The sequence below is a fragment of the Amycolatopsis sp. Hca4 genome (genome assembly GCF_013364075.1).
Lineage (GTDB): Bacteria > Actinomycetota > Actinomycetes > Mycobacteriales > Pseudonocardiaceae > Amycolatopsis.
Window position 1 is genome coordinate 8,330,470 of the sequence record NZ_CP054925.1, and the last position, 22,396, is coordinate 8,352,865.

17 protein-coding genes and 2 pseudogenes are annotated in these 22,396 nt (G+C 70.8%); 7 read left to right on the forward strand and 12 right to left on the reverse strand.

What is annotated here, in order from left to right:
- The first annotated feature begins 117 nt into the window (after window positions 1-117).
- From HUT10_RS37895 to HUT10_RS37905, 3 genes and pseudogenes are all read left to right on the forward strand, one after another.
- Window positions 118-1,014 carry an ROK family protein gene (locus tag HUT10_RS37895; RefSeq protein WP_176178240.1) on the forward strand — a complete coding sequence of 299 codons (897 nt, stop codon included), beginning with the start codon at window positions 118-120 and terminating at the stop codon, window positions 1,012-1,014.
- Window positions 1,015-1,137: 123 nt separating this feature from the next.
- Window positions 1,138-1,332, forward strand: a pseudogene (locus tag HUT10_RS37900) (ROK family protein); the annotation flags it as partial.
- A 123-nt stretch (window positions 1,333-1,455) separates the two neighbouring features.
- Window positions 1,456-1,650 (forward strand): annotated as a pseudogene (locus HUT10_RS37905) (ROK family protein); the annotation flags it as partial.
- Between the two features lie 38 nt (window positions 1,651-1,688).
- Here HUT10_RS37905 and HUT10_RS37910 read toward each other — a convergent pair.
- Window positions 1,689-3,089 carry a Dyp-type peroxidase gene (locus tag HUT10_RS37910; RefSeq protein ID WP_176175577.1) on the reverse strand — a complete coding sequence of 467 codons (1,401 nt, stop codon included), beginning with the start codon at window positions 3,087-3,089 and terminating at the stop codon, window positions 1,689-1,691.
- 190 nt (window positions 3,090-3,279) lie between these two features.
- Window positions 3,280-3,852: a TetR/AcrR family transcriptional regulator gene (locus tag HUT10_RS37915; RefSeq protein WP_176175578.1), complete on the reverse strand. Its 573-nt coding sequence runs from the start codon at window positions 3,850-3,852 to the stop codon at window positions 3,280-3,282.
- An 82-nt stretch (window positions 3,853-3,934) separates the two neighbouring features.
- Between HUT10_RS37915 and HUT10_RS37920 the strand changes: the two genes are divergently transcribed.
- Window positions 3,935-4,807, forward strand: a complete 873-nt coding sequence (locus tag HUT10_RS37920; protein ID WP_176175579.1) for an SDR family oxidoreductase — start codon at window positions 3,935-3,937, stop codon at window positions 4,805-4,807.
- A gap of 57 nt (window positions 4,808-4,864) precedes the next feature.
- Here the strand turns inward: HUT10_RS37920 and HUT10_RS37925 are convergent, their stop codons facing one another.
- Complete coding sequence (locus tag HUT10_RS37925) at window positions 4,865-6,313, reverse strand: glutamate synthase subunit beta (RefSeq protein WP_176175580.1); 1,449 nt, start codon at window positions 6,311-6,313, stop codon at window positions 4,865-4,867.
- The gene (gene gltB, locus HUT10_RS37930; protein WP_176178241.1) at window positions 6,306-10,856 is read right to left on the reverse strand and encodes a glutamate synthase large subunit; all 4,551 of its coding nucleotides are present in this window, start codon (window positions 10,854-10,856) and stop codon (window positions 6,306-6,308) included. Before gltB ends, HUT10_RS37925 begins: the two co-directional genes overlap by 8 nt.
- 551 nt (window positions 10,857-11,407) lie before the next feature.
- On the opposite strand from gltB, the gene HUT10_RS37935 reads away from it, so the two are divergent.
- Both HUT10_RS37935 and HUT10_RS37940 read left to right on the forward strand, forming a co-directional pair.
- Window positions 11,408-12,040: a YigZ family protein gene (locus HUT10_RS37935; RefSeq protein WP_176175581.1), complete on the forward strand. Its 633-nt coding sequence runs from the start codon at window positions 11,408-11,410 to the stop codon at window positions 12,038-12,040.
- A 225-nt stretch (window positions 12,041-12,265) separates the two neighbouring features.
- Window positions 12,266-14,968: a GH92 family glycosyl hydrolase gene (locus tag HUT10_RS37940; RefSeq protein WP_176175582.1), complete on the forward strand. Its 2,703-nt coding sequence runs from the start codon at window positions 12,266-12,268 to the stop codon at window positions 14,966-14,968.
- On the opposite strand, the gene HUT10_RS37945 is transcribed toward HUT10_RS37940, so the two are convergent.
- From HUT10_RS37945 to HUT10_RS37955, 3 genes are all read right to left on the reverse strand, one after another.
- On the reverse strand, window positions 14,959-15,558 hold the full coding sequence (locus HUT10_RS37945; RefSeq protein WP_176175583.1) for a GNAT family N-acetyltransferase: 600 nt from the start codon (window positions 15,556-15,558) through the stop codon (window positions 14,959-14,961). The two genes, HUT10_RS37940 and HUT10_RS37945, sit on opposite strands and share 10 nt — an antisense overlap.
- Window positions 15,559-15,598: 40 nt before the next feature.
- Window positions 15,599-15,856: a hypothetical protein gene (locus tag HUT10_RS37950; RefSeq protein WP_176175584.1), complete on the reverse strand. Its 258-nt coding sequence runs from the start codon at window positions 15,854-15,856 to the stop codon at window positions 15,599-15,601.
- A 129-nt stretch (window positions 15,857-15,985) separates the two neighbouring features.
- Window positions 15,986-16,441 (reverse strand): Lrp/AsnC family transcriptional regulator, encoded by a 456-nt coding sequence (locus HUT10_RS37955; RefSeq protein WP_176178242.1) that lies wholly within the window; start codon window positions 16,439-16,441, stop codon window positions 15,986-15,988.
- Between the two features lie 80 nt (window positions 16,442-16,521).
- Between HUT10_RS37955 and HUT10_RS37960 the strand changes: the two genes are divergently transcribed.
- Entirely contained in the window at window positions 16,522-17,580 is a 1,059-nt protein-coding gene (locus tag HUT10_RS37960; RefSeq protein ID WP_176175585.1) for a Glu/Leu/Phe/Val dehydrogenase, read from the forward strand.
- On the opposite strand, the gene HUT10_RS37965 is transcribed toward HUT10_RS37960, so the two are convergent.
- The 5 genes from HUT10_RS37965 to HUT10_RS37985 are packed head-to-tail and all read right to left on the reverse strand — an operon-like array spanning window position 17,522 to window position 22,373.
- Window positions 17,522-18,772: an ABC transporter substrate-binding protein gene (locus HUT10_RS37965; protein WP_176175586.1), complete on the reverse strand. Its 1,251-nt coding sequence runs from the start codon at window positions 18,770-18,772 to the stop codon at window positions 17,522-17,524. The genes HUT10_RS37960 and HUT10_RS37965 overlap by 59 nt on opposite strands.
- Window positions 18,769-19,902: a branched-chain amino acid ABC transporter permease gene (locus HUT10_RS37970; protein WP_254897507.1), complete on the reverse strand. Its 1,134-nt coding sequence runs from the start codon at window positions 19,900-19,902 to the stop codon at window positions 18,769-18,771. Before HUT10_RS37970 ends, HUT10_RS37965 begins: the two co-directional genes overlap by 4 nt.
- 16 nt (window positions 19,903-19,918) lie before the next feature.
- Complete coding sequence (locus HUT10_RS37975) at window positions 19,919-20,797, reverse strand: branched-chain amino acid ABC transporter permease (RefSeq protein WP_176175587.1); 879 nt, start codon at window positions 20,795-20,797, stop codon at window positions 19,919-19,921.
- Entirely contained in the window at window positions 20,794-21,567 is a 774-nt protein-coding gene (locus HUT10_RS37980; RefSeq protein ID WP_176175588.1) for an ABC transporter ATP-binding protein, read from the reverse strand. Before HUT10_RS37980 ends, HUT10_RS37975 begins: the two co-directional genes overlap by 4 nt.
- A complete protein-coding gene (locus HUT10_RS37985) occupies window positions 21,564-22,373 on the reverse strand; it encodes an ABC transporter ATP-binding protein (RefSeq protein ID WP_176175589.1) in 810 nt (269 codons plus the stop codon). Before HUT10_RS37985 ends, HUT10_RS37980 begins: the two co-directional genes overlap by 4 nt.
- Window positions 22,374-22,396 lie beyond the last annotated feature (23 nt).

Here is a 22,396-nt window from a genome sequence, read left to right on the forward strand (position 1 = left end):
GTCACAGTGGCGCGACCGCGCGGACTTTCACCGCGTTCCGGAATCTCCTCGTCTGGCCGGTTGAGCGTAGGTCCCCCTTTCGGGGCCCGTCAATGTGACAATGCCGCGGTGACTCGAATGGTGGCCGCCCTCGATGTGGGCGGGACGACGATCAAGGCGGCGCTGCTCGACGAGCAGCTCCAGCCCAAGGCGGCACTGCGCGCGGAGACGGCCCGCAGTGCGGACGGGACGGCGCTGGCCGCGCAGACCGTGGACATCGTGGCCGCGCTGGCCGAGCAGGCGGGGACCGGGCAGCCCGCCGCCGTCGGGGTGGTCGTCCCGGGGATCGTCGACGAAGAAACGCGCGTCTGCCACTTCTCGGCCAACCTCGACTGGCGCGAGGTCCACTTCGGCGAGTTGCTCGAAGAGCGGCTCGGGCTGCCGGTCGCCTTCGGGCACGACGTCACCGCCGGTGGCATCGCCGAGTTCCGGGTCGGGGCCGGGCGGGGGGCGACGAACGCCGCCTTCATCCCCGTCGGGACCGGGATCGCCGCCGCGCTGCTGCTCGACGGGCGGATCCACCGGGCGCACGGGCAGGCCGGTGAGGTCGGGCACATCGACGTCGGCCACTCCGGCAAGTGCGGCTGCGGGGCCACCGGCTGCCTGGAGGCCATCTCCTCGGCGGCCGCGATCGCCCGGCGCTACACCGAGCGCACCGGACGGCCGGCCGACGGGGCGCGCGAGGTCGTCGAACTCGCCCGCCGCGGTGACGAGGTCGCGGTCGCCGTCGTCCAGGACGCCCTCGACGGGCTCGGCCACGGCATCCGGACGCTGCTGACGCTGCTCGGCCCCGAGGTGATCGTGCTGGGTGGCGGGCTGTTCACGGCGGCCGACTACGTGCTGGAGCCGGTGCGGGAGTGGCTGGCCGCGCATCTGACCTTCCAGCGGATGCCGGAGCTGCGGATCGCCGAGCTGGGTGATGAGGCCGGGCGGCTGGGTGCCGGGTTGCTGGCCTTCGACCTGCTTCGGGCCTGACACGCCGGAGGCCACGCCGCCGATAGTGGCCTTCGGAATAGGCCAGCGCGCGTAGGACGGCCAGTGATGGCATGACGAAGTACTCGCTGCCCCGGAGGATCACCGATTGCGGGACCGGGCCGGCTGCTCGGCCCCGAGGTGATCGTGCTGGGTGGCGGGCTGTTCACGGCGGCTGACTACGTGCTGGAGCCGGTGCGGGAGTGGCTGGCCGCGCATCTGACCTTCCAGCGGATGCCGGAGCTGCGGATCGCCGAGCTGGGTGATGAGGCCGGGCGGCTGGGTGCCGGGTTGCTGGCCTTCGACCTGCTTCGGGCCTGACACGCCGGAGGCCACGCCGCCGATAGTGGCCTTCGGAATAGGCCAGCGCGCGTAGGACGGCCAGTGATGGCATGACGAAGTACTCGCTGCCCCGGAGGATCACCGATTGCGGGACCGGGCCGGCTGCTCGGCCCCGAGGTGATCGTGCTGGGTGGCGGGCTGTTCACGGCGGCTGACTACGTGCTGGAGCCGGTGCGGGAGTGGCTGGCCGCGCACCTGACCTTCCAGCGGATGCCGGAGCTGCGGATCGCCGAGCTGGGGGACGAGGCCGGGCGGCTGGGTGCCGGGTTGCTGGCCTTCGACCTCCTCGACGCCTGAGACCGTCGGGGGCCACCGGACGGTGGCCCCCGCCCAGGTCAGAGCGCGCGCAGGAAAGCCAGTGACGGCATGAAGAAGTACCCTCCGCCGCGCAGGGTGACCGATTGCGGGACCGGGCCGGCCGTCTTCTGCGTCGAGCCGCCCCACTCCACCGTGTACTCCGACGAGCCGCGCTCGCCCTGGCCGATCACCGGGTCCAGGCCCGGGGTGACGCCGTCGACGATCGGGAAGCCCGGGTTGTCCGCCCAGACCGCCTGGGTGAACTCGAACTGGTTGCCCAGCACCGAGTTGAACGCCATGAACAGCAGCCCGACGCCGCCGCTCGGGCGCGCCGACGGCGGGAGGTCGGCGTTCGGGTCGTCCGGGCGCTCGCCGTAGGTGACGCCCCGGCGGGCCATCAGGTGCCGCCGCTCGTCGGCCGGGTCTTCGGCGCCGCCCGAGCCGCGCGGGTTCGTTTTGCGGATGTGGGCCTGGAACGGGCACTTCAGCGCGGCGCGGTCACTGTCGTAGGTGAAGTTGTTCGACACCGGGCTTTCCGCGCCGTCTTCCCGCTGGGTGGTCAGCGGCGTGCCGTCCTCGAAGCGGCCGATGATCATCGCGCCGGCCCGCTCGCGGTCTTCGCCGCTGAGGCCGAGCGTGTCGGCCAGGTCCGCTTCGGCCTGCTTGAACCGCCGGACGTTCTGCTCCAGTTTGCGGAAAACGAAATAGCTGCCGAAATGCACGCCGGGATCCGGGGCCGCGGTGTCGGGAACCAGCACCTGCGCCAGCGGTGACGCCGGATTCCAGACGTTGATCCCGTCGGTGTTGTTCTTCTCCGAGTCGACGTCTTCGGTGAGGAACAGCGGCTGGCTGCGGCCGTCGACGTACCCGAAGTGCTCGATTCCTTCGCCGCGCGCGTTGACCCGGCCGAGGCCGGTTTCCTCCGCGAGCACGGTGGCCGAATCCGGCAGCAGGCCCAGGATTTCGTTGCGCCGCGCGGCCATCGCCTTGTCGGTGGCGTCCCCCACCAGCACGACGGCGTGGATTTCGCTGCGGTAGCCCGGATCGAACGTCGAGCGCGGCGGGTCGTTCAGCCGCCGCCGGGTCTGCGGTGCCGCCATCCCGCGCAGGAACGCCTCGTCCTGCGGCATGTTCTCGTCGACGCCGAGCGCGCGGTAGCCGGCCGCGGTGAGCCCGACGCCGACGTACGGCGTGCCGCCGCCCGAGTCGGCCTTGAACGCGCTCACCTCGTCGAGATGTGCCTTGGCGGACTTCATCTTTCCGGTGACCGAGACGAGGAAGGCGCGCGCCTCCGCCGCGTCGCCGAAGGCGAGGAACAGGGCGGACAGGTGATCGCGGACGTGCGGCTTGAGGATGTTCGGCTGCAGCTCGCCGAGCATCGTCGCGGCGTCGCCGGTCGCCGTGGTCCAGGACAGCGTGGTGGACAGATCGACAGTCATTCGGGTCCCCTCCCGTGAAAAAAGCCCGCCTCTCGGCGGGCACCCGGCCGACCGGAATCCCCCCTCGGCCGACCGGGTCCCCTGAATACAGAGTGCAACAGCGGGGGCGGGTCGTGCCACCCGATTGTTCGTTTCACACGAAAGATTAAGTTGAGCGCGAAATAGTTTCTCGCCGGAAAGAAACGGCGGATCAGCCGAGGGTGGCGGTCGCCGCCATCAGTTCGTCCAGTGCCTCGCGCACCAGTTCGGCGAACGGCCGGTCGGCCTCCGGCGCGACCCAGCGGGCGAAGCCCGCGGAGAAGGCGAGCCCGCCGATCTCGGCGGCCAGCGTCGCCGTCGGGGCCGGGACGCCGCGGGCACGCAGCGCGTCCGCCATCGCCGCCCGCAGCGTCGCCAGCTTCAGCAGTTCGCGCTCGCGCAGGTCGGTGTGGCCGGCGACCACCGCGCGGACCTGACGCGCCCGCTCCCGGCGTTGCGGGCCCATGGCGGTCGTCGCGGCCAGGAGGGCGGCCGCGACCGCCTCGATCGGGGTGGCCGACGCGGGGGCGTTCGCGATCCCTTCGGCGAAGAGCCGGCTCAGGATCTCCTGGCCCGCGAAGAGCACTTCGCGCTTGTCGCTGAAGTGCCGGAAGAAGGTGCGCTTCGTCAGTCCGGCCCGCTCCGCGATCTCGGCGACCGTCACGCTGTCGTACCCGCGCTCGCCGAACAGGTCGAGCGCGGCGTCGAGCAGGCGCTCACGCGTGTTCGGCTCCCAGCGGCTCATGCCCCCAGCCTAGGCGATGACACCCGGTGCCATCACGGTGCTATGGTGATGACACCAGGTGTCATCACGAACGGAGAAGCTCATGCGTGTGTTCGTCACCGGCGCGTCCGGCTGGATCGGGCGGGCCCTCGTGCCCGAACTGCTCGACGCCGGTCACCAGGTCGTCGGGCTGGCGAGGTCGGACGGGTCGGCCGGAACGGTCGCCGCGATGGGCGCCGACGTCCTCCGCGGCGACCTCACCGACCTCGAGATCCTCGAAAAAGGCGCGGAGAGCGCCGACGGTGTCGTCCACCTCGCCTTCGGGCACGACTTCGGCCAGTTCGACGCCGCGATCGAAACCGACGCGGCGGCCGTCGAGGCCATGACCGCCGTCTCGGCAGGCAAGCCGTTCGTCGCCGCCTCGGGGACGCCGATGGTGCCCGGGCGCCCGGCGACCGAACGGGACGACTCCGTCTTCGCGGGCCCGGTCGCCGGCCGGGGCGACAACGCCAGGGCCGTGCTGAAGACCGCCGAGCGGGGCGTGCGCCCGTCGCTCGTCCGGCTGCCGCGCTCGGTCCACGGCGAAGGCGACGTCCACGGGCTCATCGCGAGGCTGGTCGCCCTCGGGCGCGAGAAGGGCATTGCCGCCTACGTCGGCGACGGGACGCAGCGCTGGCCCGCGGTGCACGTCTCCGACGCCGCCCACCTGTTCCGGCTGGCGCTGGAGCAGGCCCCGGCGGGAGCCGTGCTGCACGCGGTCGGCGACGAGGGCGTGCGGATCCGCGACGTCGCCGAGGTGGCCGGCCGCCGCCTCGGGCTGCCGGTCAAGTCCGTGACGGCCGAAGAACTCGGCTTCCTCGGCGGCCTGCTGGCCCTCGACCAGCCGGCCTCCAGCACGCTGACGCAGGAGTCACTCGGCTGGCGGCCCACCGGGCCCGGGCTGCTGGAGGACCTCGAAAAGGGTTACTACGGCTGAGAAGTGGGACAGCGCCGGCGGAGGTGGCGACGTTGGCACCGCCGCCGGCGCCGGGTCTTACGCGATCGGCCGGTCCGTCGGCGCGATCGGGCGGGGCAGCACGTCGCGGCCGGTGAGGTAGGCGTCGACGCCGGCCGCGGCGCTGCGGCCCTCCGCGATCGCCCAGACGATCAGGGACTGGCCGCGGCCCATGTCACCGGCCACGAACACGTTGTCGAGGCTCGTCTTGAACGCCTTGTCGCGGGCGACGTTGCCGCGCGCGTCCAGCTCGACGCCCAGCTCCTCGAGCAGCCCCTGCTTCTGCGGCCCGAGGAAGCCCATGGCCAGCAAGACGAGCTGGGCGGGCAGCTCGCGCTCCGAACCGGGGACGGGGACGAACTTGCCGCTCTCGTTCCGGACCTCGACCAGCTTCAGCGCCCGGACCCGGCCGTCGGCGTCACCCAGGAACTCCTGCGTGTTCACCGCGTAGAGCCGCTCGCCGCCCTCTTCGTGCGCCGAGGACACCCGGTAGATCATCGGGTACGTCGGCCACGGGTGGGCGTCCGAGCGCGCCTCGGGCGGCTTGGGCATGATCTCCAGCTGCGTCACCGACCGCGCGCCCTGGCGGTGCGACGTCCCGACGCAGTCCGCGCCCGTGTCGCCGCCGCCGATGACCACGACGTCGAGGCCCTTGGCGTCGAAGGGGGAGACGTCGAGCTCACCGGAAGCGACCCGGTTGGCCGGTGGCAGAAACTCCATCGCCTGGTGGATGCCGGCCAGGTCCCGGCCGGGGATCGGCAGGTCGCGCCAGTCGGTCGCGCCACCGGCCAGCACCACGGCGTCGTAGGCCGACAGCTCCGAAACGGGCAGGTCGACGCCGACGTTCACCGACGTCCGGAACTCCGTGCCCTCGGCCCGCATCTGGTCGAGCCGCCGGTCGAGGCGGGACTTCTCCATCTTGAACTCGGGGATGCCGTAGCGCAGCAGTCCGCCGATCTTGTCGGCCCGCTCGAGGACCACGACGCTGTGGCCCGCGCGCGTGAGCTGCTGCGCCGCGGCGAGACCCGATGGGCCGGACCCGACGACCGCGACCTTCTTGCCCGTGAGAGCGACCGGCGGCTGCGGCGTCACCCAGCCTTCGTCGAAGGCCCGGTCGATGATCGAGATCTCGACCCGCTTGATCGTCACGGGATCGTCGTTGATCCCGAGCACGCACGCCGTCTCGCAGGGCGCGGGACACAGCGTCCCGGTGAACTCCGGGAAGTTGTTGGTCGCGTGCAGCCGTTCGATCGCCTGCTGCCAGTCCTCGCGCCAGGTCAGCGTGTTCCACTCGGGGATGAGGTTCCCGAGCGGGCAGCCCTGGTGGCAGAACGGGATGCCGCAGTCCATGCACCGGCCGGCCTGCTTCTGCAGCTTCGTGGTGGCGAAGTCTTCGTAGACCTCGCGCCAGTCCATCAGCCGCAGGTCGACCGGACGCCGCTTCGGCTCTTCGCGGGTGGTGGTCAGAAAGCCCTTGGGGTCAGCCATGTGCGGCCTCCATGATCGCCTCGTTCACGTCGCGCCCGTCGCGCTCGGCCTGCACCTGGGCGGCGAGCACGCGCTTGTAGTCCTTCGGCATGACCTTCCCGAAGCGGTCGACGCCCGCGTCCCAGTCGGCCAGCAGTTCCCGCGCGACCGCGGATTCCGTTTCGTCGTAGTGCTTTTCGAGCGTCTCGCGCAGGAAGTCCGCGTCTTCGGAGTCGAGCGGGTCGATGTCGACCATCTCCGGGTTGACGCGGTGCGCGGGCAGGTCCAGCACGTAGGCGATGCCGCCGGACATGCCGGCCGCGAAGTTGCGCCCGATCGGGCCGAGCACGACCATCCGGCCGCCGGTCATGTACTCGCCGCCGTGGTCGCCGACGCCTTCGACGACGGCCAGCGCGCCCGAGTTGCGCACGCAGAACCGCTCGCCGACCTTGCCGCGGATGAAGATCTCACCGCTGGTGGCGCCGTAGGCGATGACGTTGCCGGCGATGATGTGGTCCTCGGCGGCGATCCGCGCCTCCTTCGGCGGGCGCACGATCAGCCGGCCGCCGGAGAGGCCCTTGCCGACGTAGTCGTTGCCGTCGCCGTAGAGCCGCAGCGTGATGCCCTTGGGCACGAAGGCGCCGAACGACTGGCCCGCGGTCCCGGTGAAGGTGACGTCGATGGTGTCGTCGGGCAGGCCTTCGCCACCCCACCGCCTGGTCAGCTCGGAGCCGAGCATGGTGCCGACGGTCCGGTTGACGTTGCGGACCGGCAGCTCCAGCCGCACCTTGTCACCGGAGTTCAACGCGCCTTCGGCCAGCTGGATCAGCGTGTTGTCCAGTGCCTTCTCCAGGCCGTGGTCCTGCTGCGTCTGCTGCAGCCGCAGGCCGGCCGGGGCCATGTCCGGCACGTGGAAGATCGGCGACAGGTCGAGCCCGGACGCCTTCCAGTGCTCGATCGCCTTGCGCTTGTCGAGGAACTCGGCGTGCCCGACGGCCTCGGCGATCGACCGGAAGCCCAGCTCCGCCAGGTACTCGCGCACCTCCTGGGCGATGAACTCGAAGAAGTTGACGACGTACTCGGCCTTGCCGCTGAACTTCTCGCGCAGCTTCGGGTTCTGCGTCGCGACGCCCACCGGGCACGTGTCGAGGTGGCAGACGCGCATCATGATGCAGCCCGAGACCACCAGCGGCGCGGTCGCGAAACCGAACTCCTCGGCGCCGAGCAGGGCGGCGACGATGACGTCCCGGCCGGTCTTGAGCTGGCCGTCGGTCTGCACGACGATCCGGTCGCGCAGCCGGTTGGCCAGCAGCGTCTGCTGCGTCTCGGCCAGGCCCAGCTCCCACGGACCACCCGCGTGCTTGATCGACGACAGCGGCGACGCGCCGGTGCCGCCGTCGTGGCCCGAGATGAGCACCACGTCGGCGTGCGCCTTCGAGACGCCGGCCGCGACCGTGCCGACGCCGACCTCGGACACGAGCTTCACGTGGATGCGCGCGTTCGGGTTGGCGTTCTTGAGGTCGTGGATCAGCTGCGCCAGGTCCTCGATCGAGTAGATGTCGTGGTGCGGCGGCGGCGAAATCAGGCCGACACCCGGCGTCGAGAACCGCGTCTTCGCGATCCACGGGTACACCTTCGCGCCGGGCAGCTGCCCGCCTTCGCCGGGCTTCGCGCCCTGCGCCATCTTGATCTGGATGTCGTCGGCGTTGACGAGGTACTCGCTCGTGACGCCGAAGCGCCCCGAAGCGACCTGCTTGACCGCAGAGCGCCGCTCCGGGTCGTAGAGCCGCTCGGGGTCTTCGCCGCCCTCACCGGTGTTCGACTTCCCGCCGAGGCGGTTCATCGCGATGGCCAGGGTCTGGTGCATCTCCATGGAGATCGAGCCGTAGGAGATCGCGCCGGTGGCGAACCGCTTGACGATCGACGAGACCGGTTCGACCTCTTCGATCGGCACCGGCGGCCGCTGGCCGTACTTGAAGTCGAACAGCCCGCGCAGCGTCAGCAGCTTCTCGGCCTGGTCGTCGACGGCCTTCGTGTACTCCTTGAAGATCTCGTACTTGCCCGACCGCGTGGAGTGCTGGAGCTTGAACACCGTCTGCGGGTTGAACAGGTGCGGCTCGCCTTCGCGCCGCCACTGGTAGTCCGCGCCGGTCTCCAGCTCGCGGTGGGCGGCCCGGACGCCGTCGGCCGGGAACGCGTACTTGTGCCGCTTCGCGACCTCGTCGGCCAGCGTCTCGAAGCCGACGCCGCCGAGGCGGGACGTCGTGCCGGTGAAGCAGTTCTCGATGACCTCTTCGCCGAGCCCGATCGCTTCGAAGATCTGCGCGCCGGTGTAGGACGCGACGGTCGAAACGCCCATCTTGGACATCGTCTTGCGGACGCCCTTGCCGAGCGCCTTGATCAGGTTCTGCGTCGCCTGCTTCGGCGTCACGCCGGGGATCAGGCCGCGGTGGGCCATCTCCTCGACCGTCGCCATCGCCAGGTACGGGTTCACCGCCGCGACGCCGTAGCCGATCAGCAACGCGATGTGGTGCACCTCGCGCGCGTCGCCCGCCTCGACGATGAGGCCGACCTGCGTGCGCGTCTTCTCGCGGACGAGGTGGTGGTGCACCGCGCCGGTCAGCAGCAGCGAGGGGATCGGTGCGTGGTTTTCGTCGACACCGCGGTCGGACAGCACGATCAGCCGGGCGCCGTCCTCGATCGCCTCCGAAACTTCGGCGCGGATCTCGTCCAGCCGCTTGATCAGCGCGTCGCCGCCGCCGTGCACGTTGTACCGGCCGAGCACGGTGACCGCCTGGAACTCCGGCAGGTCGCCGTCGTCGTTGACGTGCACCAGCTTGGCGAGCTGGTCGTTGTCGAGCACCGGGAACGGCAGCACGATCCGGCGGCAGCTGGCCGCGTTGCCGTCCAGGAGGTTCGGCTCGGCGCCGATCCGGGCGCCGAGCGCGGTGACGAGCTCCTCGCGGATGGCGTCCAGCGGCGGGTTCGTGACCTGGGCGAACAGCTGGATGAAGTAGTCGAACAGCAGCCGCGGCCGGCTCGACAGCGTCGCGATCGGCGAGTCGTTGCCCATCGAGCCGATCGGCTCCGCGCCGGTGCGGGCCATCGGCTCGAGGATGGCCTCGAGCTCCTCCTCGGTGTAGCCGAACGCCTGCTGGCGGCGCACGAGCGCGGCGTGCAGCGGGACCTCGCGGTCACGCTCCGGCAGGTCGTCCAGGTGCACCAGCCCGGCGTCGACCCACTCGTCGTACGGGTGGGCGGTGGCCAGTTCGGTCTTGACCTCTTCGTCCTCGATGATCCGGCCTCGGGCGGTGTCGACGAGGAACATCCGGCCGGGTTCGAGCCGTCCCTTCCGGACGATCGTCGCCGGGTCGATGTCGAGCACGCCGACCTCGGAGGCCAGCACGACGAGGCCGTCGTCGGTCACCCAGTAGCGGCCGGGACGCAGGCCGTTGCGGTCGAGCACCGCGCCGATCTGGCTGCCGTCGGTGAAGGCGACCAGCGCCGGGCCGTCCCACGGCTCCATCAGCGTCGAGTGGAACTCGTAGAACGCGCGCCGCGCGGGGTCCATCTCCTGGTGGTTCTCCCAGGCCTCCGGGATCATCATCAGGACGGCGTGGGGCAGCGAGCGGCCGCCGAGGTGGAGCAGCTCCAGTACCTCGTCGAAGCTCGCCGAGTCGCTGGCGCCGCGGGTGATCACCGGGTAGACGCGCTTGAGGTCGCCCGGGATCAGGTCGGTCTCCAGCAGCGCCTCGCGGGCGTCCATCCAGTTCCGGTTGCCGCGCAGCGTGTTGATCTCGCCGTTGTGCGCCACGTACCGGTACGGGTGGGCCAGCGGCCACGACGGGAACGTGTTGGTGGAGAAGCGGGAGTGCACCAGGCCGATGGCGCTGGTGACGCGCTCGTCGGTCAGGTCGGCGAAGAAGCGCTCGACCTGCGGCTCGGTGAGCATTCCTTTGTAGACGATCGTGCGCGAGGACAGCGACGGGAAGTAGACGTCGTCCTCGACGAGCTCGTGCTCCGCGCGCTTGCGGACGCAGAAGGCGCTGCGCTCGATGTGCAGCGGGTCCGAATGCTCCGGCTTCGGGCGGCGCGCGGTGAGGAACAGCTGCGTGAAGTGCGGCATGGTCTCGGCCGCGGTCGGCCCGCAGTGTTCGGTGTGCACCGGCAGCTCGCGCCAGCCGAGGACGCGCATGTCCTCCTCGGCGGCGATCCGCTCGATGGTCGTCATGGCCCGGCCGCGGCGCTTTTCGTCCCGCGGCAGGAAAGCCGTGCCGACGGCGTAGGTGCCCGGCTCGGGGAGCTCGAAGTCCACGACCTCGCGGTAGAACTCGTCCGGGACCTGGATCAGCAGGCCCGCGCCGTCGCCGGTGTCCGGTTCGGCGCCACGAGCCCCGCGGTGTTCCAGGTTGCGCAACGCGACCAGGGCCTTGGCGACGATCGCATGATCGCGTCGCCCGGTCAGGTCGGCGACGAAGGCGACACCGCAGGCGTCGTGTTCGTAGTCGCTCCGGTAGAGGCCCGCGGCCTCGGCGTTGCTGAGCTGCTCCCCGGACGGGGGCAGGGAACTGGCACGGTGGGTCACGGCTGGCCGCCTCCCAAGGCGTTGGCGCGACCGGTACTCACTCCATCGAGTGGTTCAGGCTGAACCGGTTAACGAAGTGGTCCGGGACCGCGATGGTCAGTCGAGAACGTTTGTCATCGAGTGCAAGATGGCCGCGTGGGACCGGCCGGGCGGCGGCGCCCGGAAACCGGAAGCGGATCATCTGGGAGGCCGCACGACACTGGGCAGCCGAACATGTCGGGTGCTGCGAGCGCGCGCCGAACGGCCACTGTGGTGGGGGCCCTCCGGAGCGCGCGGTGTTACTCCCGGGTTCGCCGGGTCTTATGACGATAGTGTGAATTCGCTGTTATCGACATACGTCGTTGCGTCCGGGTGGGAAATGCCACGCTTGCGTTGACGGCGCCGGGGGTAGTCCCATATGTCGGGCCGGCTCTCCCGCAGCGCGGGCAGGGGCCGCGCTGACCTGCGGAAATGTCCGTCCGAAGTGGTCTGGGGCGGCTGTCGTGGTGCCCGGCGGGGGTGGCAGGCTGGGTGCATGGCGGACTCCTCCGATGACTGATCGTTATCTCTCCGTGGCTCGCGAAGGGGTCCACGAGCTCGAGATCAAGCGTTCGCGGTTCCTCTGCGCGCTGGCTCCGGTGACCTCGGAAGAGGCCGCACGCGACTTCATCGCCGCCCGCCGTCGTGCGGATCCGGGGGCGCGGCACCACTGCCACGCCTTCGTTCTCGGCCCGGACGGGCGCACGCAGCGGTCCAGTGACGACGGTGAGCCGGCCGGTACCGCGGGCACGCCGATGCTGGAAGTGCTGCGCCGCCGGGAACTGACGGACACGGTCGCCGTGGTGACGCGGTACTTCGGCGGAGTCCTGCTGGGCGCGGGCGGGTTGATCCGGGCGTACGGTCAGTCCGTTTCGGACGCTCTGGAAGTTGTTGGTGTACTAGAACACCGGCGTCTCAGCCTGGTCGAGGTGTCGGTGGCCTACGACCGCGCGGGCCGGCTGGAGAACGACTTGCGCGCGTCGCCGTACGTGCTCCACGCAACTCGCTTCGACGAGCTGGCCCGCTTCGAGGTCGGCCTGGCGCCGGGCGAGGAAGAGGTGTTCGCCGGCTGGCTCGCCGACCTGACGAACGGCGAAGCGGCGACGACTGCGCTCGGCGACCACTGGGTGGTCCACCGGGCCTGAGTGGTCCGGTCCCGAAACCGCTTGGCGCGCAAGGAACTTTCGGCGCTTCCGGGAGCAGACCCTTCCGTGGCACCATGTCGTGCCACCGAGTTCCGGTACCACTTCGATCCCCTGGACGTTGCCGGCGCGGCGCGAGCCGAGCTGACAACGTTGTCACCACCCGTTCTGCTTGCCCGACAACGTTGTCGCCCGGCGGAAATGCGTGCGACAAGGAGAGGAAGGGTCATGTCCAGACCATTGGCCGGCCGGGTGCGGGCGGCCGTGCTCGCCGCGGCGCTGCTGGGGGCGGGGCTCGCCGCCCCGGCCGCCGGTGCCGCGACGCTCGCCCTCACCCAGTACGTGAATCCCTTCATCGGCACCGACAACAGCAACTCGCCCAACCCGGTGCCCGGCGGCGCCGGCGGCAGCACGTACCCCGGCGCGGTCGTGCCGTTCGGCATGGTGCAGTTCAGCCCGGACACCCCGACCGCGTCGCCGTCCGGGTACCGCTACAGCGACACGAGCATCGAGGAGTTCAGCCTCACCCACTTCAACGGCGCCGGCTGCGCCAACAACGAGGACCTCGGCCTGCTGCCGATCACCGGCGCGATCGGCACCTCGCCGGGCACCGGCTGGACCGGGTACGCCGGCCGCTACACCAAGGCGAACGAGTCGGCCGCGCCCGGCTACTACAAGAACACGCTCGACAACTACAACACCACCGTCGAGCTGTCGGCCACCCAGCGGTCCGGCTTCATGAAGCTGACGTACCCGAACACGACGTCCGCGCGGCTGCTGGTCAACACCGGCCGCAGCGCCACCGGCAGCCGCAACGGAAGCATCAGCATCAGCGGCAGCCAGCTCACCGGTTCGGTGACCGGCGGCGGGTTCTGCGGCTCGTCGAAGACCTACCAGATCTTCTACGTCATCCAGTTCGACCGCGCGCCCAGCGGGTTCGGCACCTGGCTCGGCGGCACGGTCAGCGCCGGAAGCGCGAGCACCAGCGGCACGAACTCCGGCGGGTACGTCACGTTCGACACCTCCGGCAACACCACGGTGCAGGCGAAGGTCGGCATTTCCTTCGTCAGCCTGGCCAACGCGCAGGCGAACCTGGCCGCCGAGAGCCCCGGATTCGACTTCACCGGGATTCGCAGCGCGGCCGACACGAGCTGGAACAACATCCTGAACCGCGTCCAGGTCACCGGCGGGGCCGCCGCCGACCTGCAGAAGTTCTACACGGCGCTGTACCACGTCTTCCAGAACCCGAACATCGCCAGCGACACGAACGGCCAGTACCGCGGGTTCGACCAGGCGGTGCACACCGCGTCCCACACCGTCTACCAGAACTACTCCGGCTGGGACATCTACCGCTCGTGGGCCGCGCTGATCGGGCTCGTCGCGCCCGGCGAAGCCAGCGACATCGCGAAGTCGATGGTGCTCGACGGCCAGCAGGGCGGCCTGTTGCCCAAGTGGTCGCACAACAGCAACGAGCACTTCGTGATGACCGGTGACCCCGGGCCGATCATCGTCGGCAGCATGTACGCCTTCGGGGTCCGCGGCTTCGACACGGCCGCGGCGCTCACGCTGATGGACAAGAGCGCGAGCGGCGGCACCACGCAGGGCCAGGCCATCCGCGGCCGGGAAAGCGGCTACCTCAGCCGGCACTACGTCTACGAGGACCCGTCCGACTCGCTCGAGTACTCGGCGTCCGACTTCGCCGTGGCCCAGTTCGCCAAGGCGCTCGGCGACACGACGAAGTACAGCACGTACATGCAGCGCGCCCAGTGGTGGCAGAACGTGTTCGGCACCGACTCCGGCTACGTCCAGCCGCGGGGGAGCGACGGGACCTGGGCCTGGCCGGTGGTGCCGCCGAGCAACAGCGGCTACACCGAGGGCAACCCGTCGCAGTACACCTGGATGGTGCCCTACAACTACCAGGGCGTGATCAATCTGATGGGGGGCCGCCAGACCGCCGTCCAGCGGCTGGACCACCACTTCACCCAGCTCAACGGCGGCCTCACCCAGCCGTACTTCTACATCGGCAACGAGCCCGAGCACGGCGTGCCGTGGGCGTACAACTACGCGGCGCACCCGGAGGGCACCAGCTCGGCGGTACGGCGGGTGATGAACGAGTCGTTCACCACCGGCCCCGGCGGCCTGCCCGGCAACGACGACCTCGGCGCCACCTCGGCGTGGTACGTCTTCGCCGCGCTGGGGATGTACCCGGCGACGCCGGGTGCGGACGTCCTCGCCCTGCACGGCCCGCTGTTCCCGGCGGCGTCGATCACCCGGCCGTCCGGGACGATCCGGATCACCGGCAGCGGGGCGGGCCAGGGCGCCCAGTACGTGCAGAGCGTGAGCGTCAACGGCACCTCGACCACCAAGTCGTGGATCCGCTACGGCGACATCGCGGGCGCGTCGACGCTGAGTTACACGATGGGCTCGTCGCCGAGCGCGTGGGGCACGAACCCCTCCGACGTGCCGCCGTCGTACAACGACGGCTTCACGCCGCCGGCCGCGGCGCCGGAGCTCGGCACGAACCTGGCGCTGGGCAAGACGGCCACCGGCTCGGCCACCTGCAACTCGGCGGAAACTCCCGCCAAGGCCGTCGACGGCAGCCTCGCCAACAACAGCAAGTTCTGCAGCACGGCGGCGACGAAGTTCCTCCAGGTCGACCTCGGGTCGGCGCAGAACGTGTCCTCGTTCGTGGTCAAGCACGCCGGCCTCGGCGGCGAGACGACGGGCTGGAACACCGGCGCCTTCACGATCCAGACGTCGACCGACGGCTCGACCTGGACGACGGTCGCCTCCGTGACCGGTTCGCGGGCCAGCCGCACGTACCACCCGATCACCACCCGATCGGCGCGGTACGTGAAGCTCAACCTCACCACCCCGGCCAACGACGGCAACGGCGCGGCCCGGATCTACGAGTTCGAGGTCTACCGCTGATCCGACGGCTCGCGGGCGCCGGGAGCGGTGCCCGCGAGCCACTCCTCGCGGGTGATGCCGTACTCGACTTCGCCGTGTTCGCTGCCCGGCGCGCGCTCGTGCTCCGGGAACTCCTCGAAGTAGGTCCGGATGAACCGCATCCCCAGTTTCTCCATGACGCGGCGCGACGCCTTGTTCACGGTCATGGTGAAGGCACTCACCCGGCGGACCCCCAGTTCGGTGAAGCCCTTCGCGAGCAGTGCCGCCGAGCCTTCGGTGCCGTAGCCCTTGCCCCACGCCTTCCGGTGCAGCCGGTAGCCGAGCTCGGGCTCGTCCGGCGGGTCGTGCGGGCGCGGGCGGAAATGGAACCACCCCAGGAAGTCGCCGGTGCTCTTTTCGATCGCCGCCCAGAACCCGTAACCGGGGAAACGCTCGTAGTAACCGAGGAACGCGGGGAGGTCGAGGGTGATGATCTCGGTGCGGTCCGCCGGCTGTCCCCCATTGAGGTACTTCATCACGGCCGGGTCGTCGTAGAGCGCGAAGAGCGCGTCGGCGTCGTTCTCGGTGAACCGGCGGAGGATCAGCCGCTCGGTTTCGAGGAATACGTGCATCGGGTGATGCTGGCAGTGACCCCAGTGTGTGGCAACGTCTTTACGCGGCGGTGGCGAAGACCTCGCCCAGCGCCCGCGAACCGGCCTCGGTGAGCAGCGCCGGCACGCGCTCGCCGCACTTGCCGGGGTGCGCGGGTGCGATCAGGCCGAGCCGCGCGAGCCGGTGCACGGTGGACTGGTCGCAGCAGCTCAGGCCGTCGATGAACAGGTCGGGCTCGCAACTGCAGCTGATCTCGGCGTGGCCACCGGCCACTGCTCTCAGTGTGGCCCGCTCACGATGGTTCAATGCGGTGATCATGGCGGCGCCTCCTTCCCGTCGTGCTCATTAGACGCCCCGCCACCGACAGTTTCCGCCTTTCAGCGTGCGAACCCGGGTATTTCAGGGGTTCACGTAGGGGTGGCGTGTCGCACTGCAACCGGGATACCCCTACGGGAGGGGTTCAAGCGTCGTCTTGCGCAGGTGCCGGAAAACGATCGACGTCCGGAACCCGACGATCTCCCGGCGCAACGCCAGCCGGTCGGTCAGGAATGCGTGCAGCGCGTCGATGTCCGACGTGGTCACTTCGATCAGGAAATCGTCGTTTCCGGCCGTGACGTACACCGACAGCACTTCCGGCAGTTCGGCGATCGACCGCTGGAAAGAATCGATCACGGCCCGGCTCAGCGGCCGCACCTGCGCCGTCACGAGCGCCCGGACGCCGCGGTTGAGGCTCGCCAGGTCGACGTCGGCGTGGTAGCCGCGGATGACGCCGCGCTCGCGCAGCAGCCGGATGCGTTCGAGGCACGTCGAGGGCGCGATGCCCACCTTCCGGGCGATGTCGCGGTTGGTCTGCCGGGCGTCTTCCTGCAGAAGCCGCACGATCGCCGAATCAAGTTCGTCCAGCACCGGGCCCTCCTGGGCGTCACCGAATTTCGTTCGGCCACCGGTTCTGACGGCCGACCTTCACTCTAAATTCGGCGCTCATGACCGCACATGAGCAGCTCGTAGCCCGCCGAGGCCGTCGCTCCGGCATCACCACGATGGTCGCGATCCACTCGACCGCGCTCGGCCCCGCCGTCGGCGGCTGCCGCTTCAAGCCCTACGCCACGCTCGAAGACGCCATCGGGGACGTCCTCCGCCTGTCGGCCGCGATGACGGCCAAGTGCGCCGTCGCCGGGCTGGCGTTCGGCGGCGGCAAGAGCGTCATCGCGCCCGAACCGGGCCGCGTCCTCTCGCCCGAAGAGCGCCGGGCCGTCCTGCTCGACCACGCCGACCTGATCGCCGAGTTCGGCGGCCGCTACCAGGCGGGCCCGGACGTGGGCACCGGCCCGGCCGACATGCTGGTGCTCCGCGAAGCCTCGCCGTACGCCTTCTGCACGCCCGAATCCGCCGGCGGAACCGGTTCCTCCAGCGGCCCGACCGCGGTCGGGGTGCTCGCCGCCCTCCGCGCCGCGGCCGGCCCCGACCTGGCCGGCCGCCGGGTGGTGATCAGCGGCTACGGCTCGGTCGGCGCCCACCTCGCGGCGAGCCTGCAGGCCGCGGGCGCGGACGTCGTCGTCTCCGACATCGACCCGGCCAAGCGGGCCGGTGCCGAGCAGCAGGGCCTGACCTGGGCCGAGCCGGCGAAGGCGCTCACCCTCACCGCCGACGTCGTCGTCCCGGCGGCGGTCGGCGGGGTGCTCGACCCCGAGACGGTGGCCCGGCTCGACACGCCGCTCGTCGTCGGCCCGGCCAACAACCAGCTCAGCGACGACGCCGTGGCCGACCAGCTCGCCGCGCGCGGCATCCGCTGGATCCCCGACTACGTGGCGAGCGCGGGCGGGATCCTCTACACCCTTTCGAGGGAAGCCGAGGGACTCGGCCACGAGGCCGCGCTCGCCCGCGTCGAGACGATCGAAGACACCGTGCGCACGATCCTGGCCGCGGCCGAGGCCAACGCGACCACCCCGCTGGCGGAGGCGGCCGCGCTGGCCGGGCGACGGCTCACTTCTGGTGCGGCGCCACGTACTCCTTCGCTTCCGGAGCTTCGAACAACGGCTTGACGTACTTGACGCCGCCCTCGGCGGAGGCGTCCGGGGTGGCCGCGTACACCTGGCGCGTCGCCGGCGTCCCCGGCTTGGAGAAGTCGAGCGCCGCGACCAGGTTGTCCGTGCTCGCCGACGTCGTCTGCTTCAGGGCCGCGGCGATGCCGTCGCGGGTGAGGTCCTTGTTGTCGCACGCCTTCTTCAGTACCGCGCCCCACACCTCGCCGACCGCGTAGCCGTACGGCACGCCGCCGTTGGGCGTTTCCTTGTACGCGGCCTTGAACTTCGCCGCCACGTCCTTCGCCTTCGGGATGTCGGCGGAGAACGGCACGCTGCTCGCGACGACCGTCAGCTTGTCGAGCGCGCCGGCGGCGGGGCTCTTCAGCAGGGCCGGGTCGAACGTCGGGTTGTTGCCCAGCACCGGCACGTTCAGCCCGAGCGCCTTGTTGGCCCCGACCGTCGAGCCGGTCTGGGTGGGCGTGGTCGTCAGCACGATCGCCTTGACCCCGGCGCCCTTGAGGCCGGTGACGACGTTGGTCAGGTCGCTGTCGGTCGAGGTGATCTTGACTTCCTTGAGCGTCAGGTTGTGCTTCTTGGCGTAGAACTGCGAGCCGCGCAGGCCGTTCTTGCCGTACTCGCCGTCGATGTAGATGTGCCCGATCGGGTCGCCGTCCTTGAGCTGCCCCTGCTCCTGCAGGTACGACAGGCCGTCGATGATCTCCAGGTCGTAGGTCGTCCCGACGATCATCACGTACGGGTTGTCCAGCAGCTCGGACGACCACGACGCCGGCGAGGCGACGGTCTTGTCCGAGGCCAGGTTCTGCTTCAGCGCGGCCACCACCGGCGAGCCGAGCAGCTGCACGAACCCCAGGACCTTCGGCTCGATCTGCGGGTACAGCGTCTTCGCCGTGTCGGCCTTGTAGCCGTGGTCGACCTCCTCGAGCTTCACCTGCCGCCCGCACACCCCGCCGGCGGCGTTGAAGTCCTTGGCCCACAGCTCGTTGCCCTGCGTGACGCCGAGGCCGAGGTTCTTGAAGACGCCGGACTTGTCGGTCATCACGCCGAGCGTCACCTCGGTCGCCGTCACCCCCTTGCCGGTCTTGACGCCGGAGCTGTCCGAGCCGGACGAGCCCGAGTCGGTCGCTTTCGTGCTGCACGCCGAGAGCGCCAGGACGGCCACCAGCGCCGCCGCCAGGTGTGTGCGTTTCATGGTTCCTCCGGGGGTTGACGGCGAAGACGGGTGAGCCGGCGGCCGAGCGTGGCGAGCCCGCCCGGCTCGAACAGCACGACGAGGATGATCGCGGCGCCGTAGACGAACGAGCTGACCAGGATCGGGGTCAGCGTGCCGTCGCCGGTGCCGGCGAACCAGCCCAGGTCGGCCGAGTACAGGGCGAGCACCTGCGGCAGGCCGTTGACGATCAGCGCGCCGACCAGCGCGCCGGGGACCGAACCGAGGCCGCCGATGATGACCATCGCCAGGTAGGCGATGGACACGTTGATGCCGTAGGTGCCGTACTCGCTCTCGTCCGGCTTGAGGATGTCGAACCACAGCACGGTCATCGCGCCGGCGAGGCCGCCGTAGGCCGAGGAGACGGCGAACGCGCCCGCCTTGGCGCGCAGCACGCTCACCCCCATCACCGCGGCCGCGGCCTCGTTGTCGCGCACCGCCCGCCACGACCGCCCGACCCGCCCGCGGACCGCGCCGCGGGCGATCACGAACGCCAGCACGGTGAGCAGCAGGAACAGGTACCACATGCGCTCGGCCTGCCGGATCGGCACGCCGAGGAGGCTGATTGCGGGGCCCTCGTCGGTGAAGGGGAAGCCGAAGAGGGAGAACGGCGCCGGTGCGCGCCCGGTCGACGTCCCGCCGGTGAGCTCTTCCGCGGACTGTCCGAAGTAGAGCCCCAGGAACACCAGGGCCAGTGACGCGACGCCGAGGTAGATGCCGCGCAGCCGGCCGGCCACCGGCGCGAAGGCCAGCCCGAGCAGGGCCGCGACGGCCACCGCGCCCAGCAGCGAAAGGCCGGGGTCGAGGCCGAAGCCGACGACCCGGTCGTCCCCGGTGGGGCCGGACAGGACGGTGTAGGCGGTGCCGCCTGCCAGCAGGAAGAACGCGTGGGCCAGGGAAAGCTGCCCGGCCTGGCCGACCACCAGGGTCAGCCCGATCGCGCCGACCGCGCCGATCATCATGTACTGCCCGGCCTTGAGCCACGCGGCGTCGAGGTACAGCGGCAGGGCGAGCAGGACGACCAGCAGCGCCAGCCAGGCCGCGGTGCGCACCAGCCTGGCCGGGCTGCGCCGCGGGCGCCGGGGTGTCCCGGCTTTCGGTGGGGCGTCCACTTCGGACACGGCTTGGTCAGACACGCGTTCGCTCCCTCGTGCCGAACAGCCCCGAGGGCCGCACCACCAGGACCACCAGCATCACCAGGAACACCGCGCTCTTGGAGAAGTCGAACGAGACGTACTGTGCGGACAGCGCTTCCACGATCCCGACGACCAGGCCGCCGACCACCGCGCCCGCCGTCGAGTCGAGGCCGCCGAGGATCGCCGCGGGGAAGGCGGCCAGCGCGATCGAGTGCGTCCCGCGGGACAGCCCGGCCCCGGAGAAGTCCTGCGTCGCGATGAACAGCACGGCGACCCCGGCCAGCAGCCCGGCGACCAGCCACGCGGTCGCGGTGACGCGGGAGCTGCGGATGCCCATCAGCGCGGCGGCCTCGCGGTTCTCCGCCTGCGCCCGCATGGCCACACCCCAGTTCGAGTACTTGAAGGCCAGCCAGAACGCCGTGATCAGCACCGCGGCCACCACGAGGGCGACCAGGTGCGTGCGGAACAGCGTGATCCCGCCGAGCCGGAACGGCTTCGCGTCCCACGCGTCGCCGAGGAAGGGCAGCGTGACGCCGAGGCGGCGGACGATCTCTTCGGTGACGATCACGTCGACGCCGATGGTGAGCAGAGCCAGGCTGTTCGCGTCGGCGTGCCAGGAGCGCGACAGCAGGAGCCGCTCCAGCAGCAGGCCGAGCAGCCCGGCCGAGACGATACCCACCAGCGACGCGCCCACCCAGCCCAGCGCGTCCCGCGTCACCACGACGAGGTAGCCGCCGAAGAGCACGAGCGAGCCGTGCGCGAAGTTGACCACCTCGGTGGCCTTGAAGATGATGACGAACCCCAGCGCCAGCAACGCGAACACCGCGCCCTTGCCGAGGCCGTTCACCACCAGCTGCAGGAAAGTGTTCACACTGCCTCCGTGCCCAGGTAGGCCTTGACGACGTCCGGGTCGGACTGGACCTGCGCCGGGGTGCCGTCGGCGATCCGCCTGCCGAAGTCGAGCACCGTGACCCGGTCGGCGATGCCCATCACCAGGCCCATGTCGTGTTCGACGAGCAGGATCGAGATGCCGAGCTCGGCCCGGATCCCGCTGATGGTGCCGGCCAGCTCGGCGGTCTCGGCCGCGTTCATCCCGGCCGCGGGCTCGTCGAGCAGGAGCAGCACCGGTTCGACGGCGAGCGCGCGGGCGAGATCCACGCGCTTGACGACGCCGTAGGGCAGCGCGCCAACGGGTGCGCCGACGACCGCGCCGAGCCCGAGGAACGCGCAGATCTCCCGGGCGCGCTCGGCGTGCCGCCGTTCGGCGCGGACCGTCCACGGCAGCCGCAGCCCGGTTTCCAGGAAGCCGCCGCGGGTCAGCGCGTGCCGGCCGAGCAGCACGTTGTCGAGCACGGTCGAGCCGGGGGAGAGGGCGGCGTTCTGGAAGGACCGCCCGACGCCGAGGCGCGCGAGCCGGTGCGGCGCGAGTCCGGTGAGGTCGGTGTCCCCGAGCCGGACGCGGCCGGTGTTCGCCCGGTAGAGGCCGCTGATCACGTTGAAACAGCTGGACTTCCCGGCACCGTTCGGCCCGATCAGCGCGTGCAGCGAACCCGGGGCGACGGCGAAGGTGACGTCGTCGAGCGCCCGGATCCCGCCGAAGCGCAGGGAGACGTTCTCGACCCGCAGCTCCGGCGGCGTCATCCGGCCCACCTCGACAGCGTCCGGCCCGCCAGGCGGGCGCGTGCGGTCTCGGCTTCGGCGGCGGCGGTTTCCTGCGACTCGGCGTGCCCGCCGAGGTAGAGCCGCTGGACGTCCTGGCTGGCGGCGAGCTCGGCCGCCGTCCCGGCCAGCGCCACCCGGCCCACTTCGAGGACCACGGCGTGGTCGGCGACGTTCAGCGCCATCACGGCGTTCTGTTCGACCAGCACCACGGCGGTGCCCTGGTCGTGGATCTCGCGGACGGTCTTCCCGATCTGCTCGACGACCTTGGGCGCGAGGCCCAGCGAGGGCTCGTCGAGGAGCAGCAGCTTCGGGGCGGACATCAGCGCCCGGCCGATGGCCAGCATCTGCTGCTCGCCGCCGGAGAGCAGGCCCGCGCGCTGCTTGGCGCGTTCGGTGAGCACCGGGAACAGCTCCTCGACCCGCTCGCGGGCGGCGGTCCGTTCCGCGGCGGTGCGGGCCCCGATGCCACCGGCCCGCAGGTTCTCCTCGACGGTCATCCGCGCGAAGATCTGCCGCCCCTCGGGCACGCCGACGACGCCGAGCCGCACGATCCGGGCCGGGTCGAGCCGGCCGAGCGACTGGCCGTCGTAGCGGATCTCACCGGCGTCGATCGCGCCCCGGTGCATCCGCAGGGTGCCGGAAACGGCCCTGAGCAGGGTGGACTTCCCGGCCCCGTTGCTGCCGAGGACGGCGAGCACCCCGTCGGCGGAGACGTCGAGATCGATCCCGTGCAGGGCGGCCGTCGACCGGCCGTACCGCACCCGCAGGCCGCGGACGGTCAGCACGAACTCACTCCGGAACGCACGGG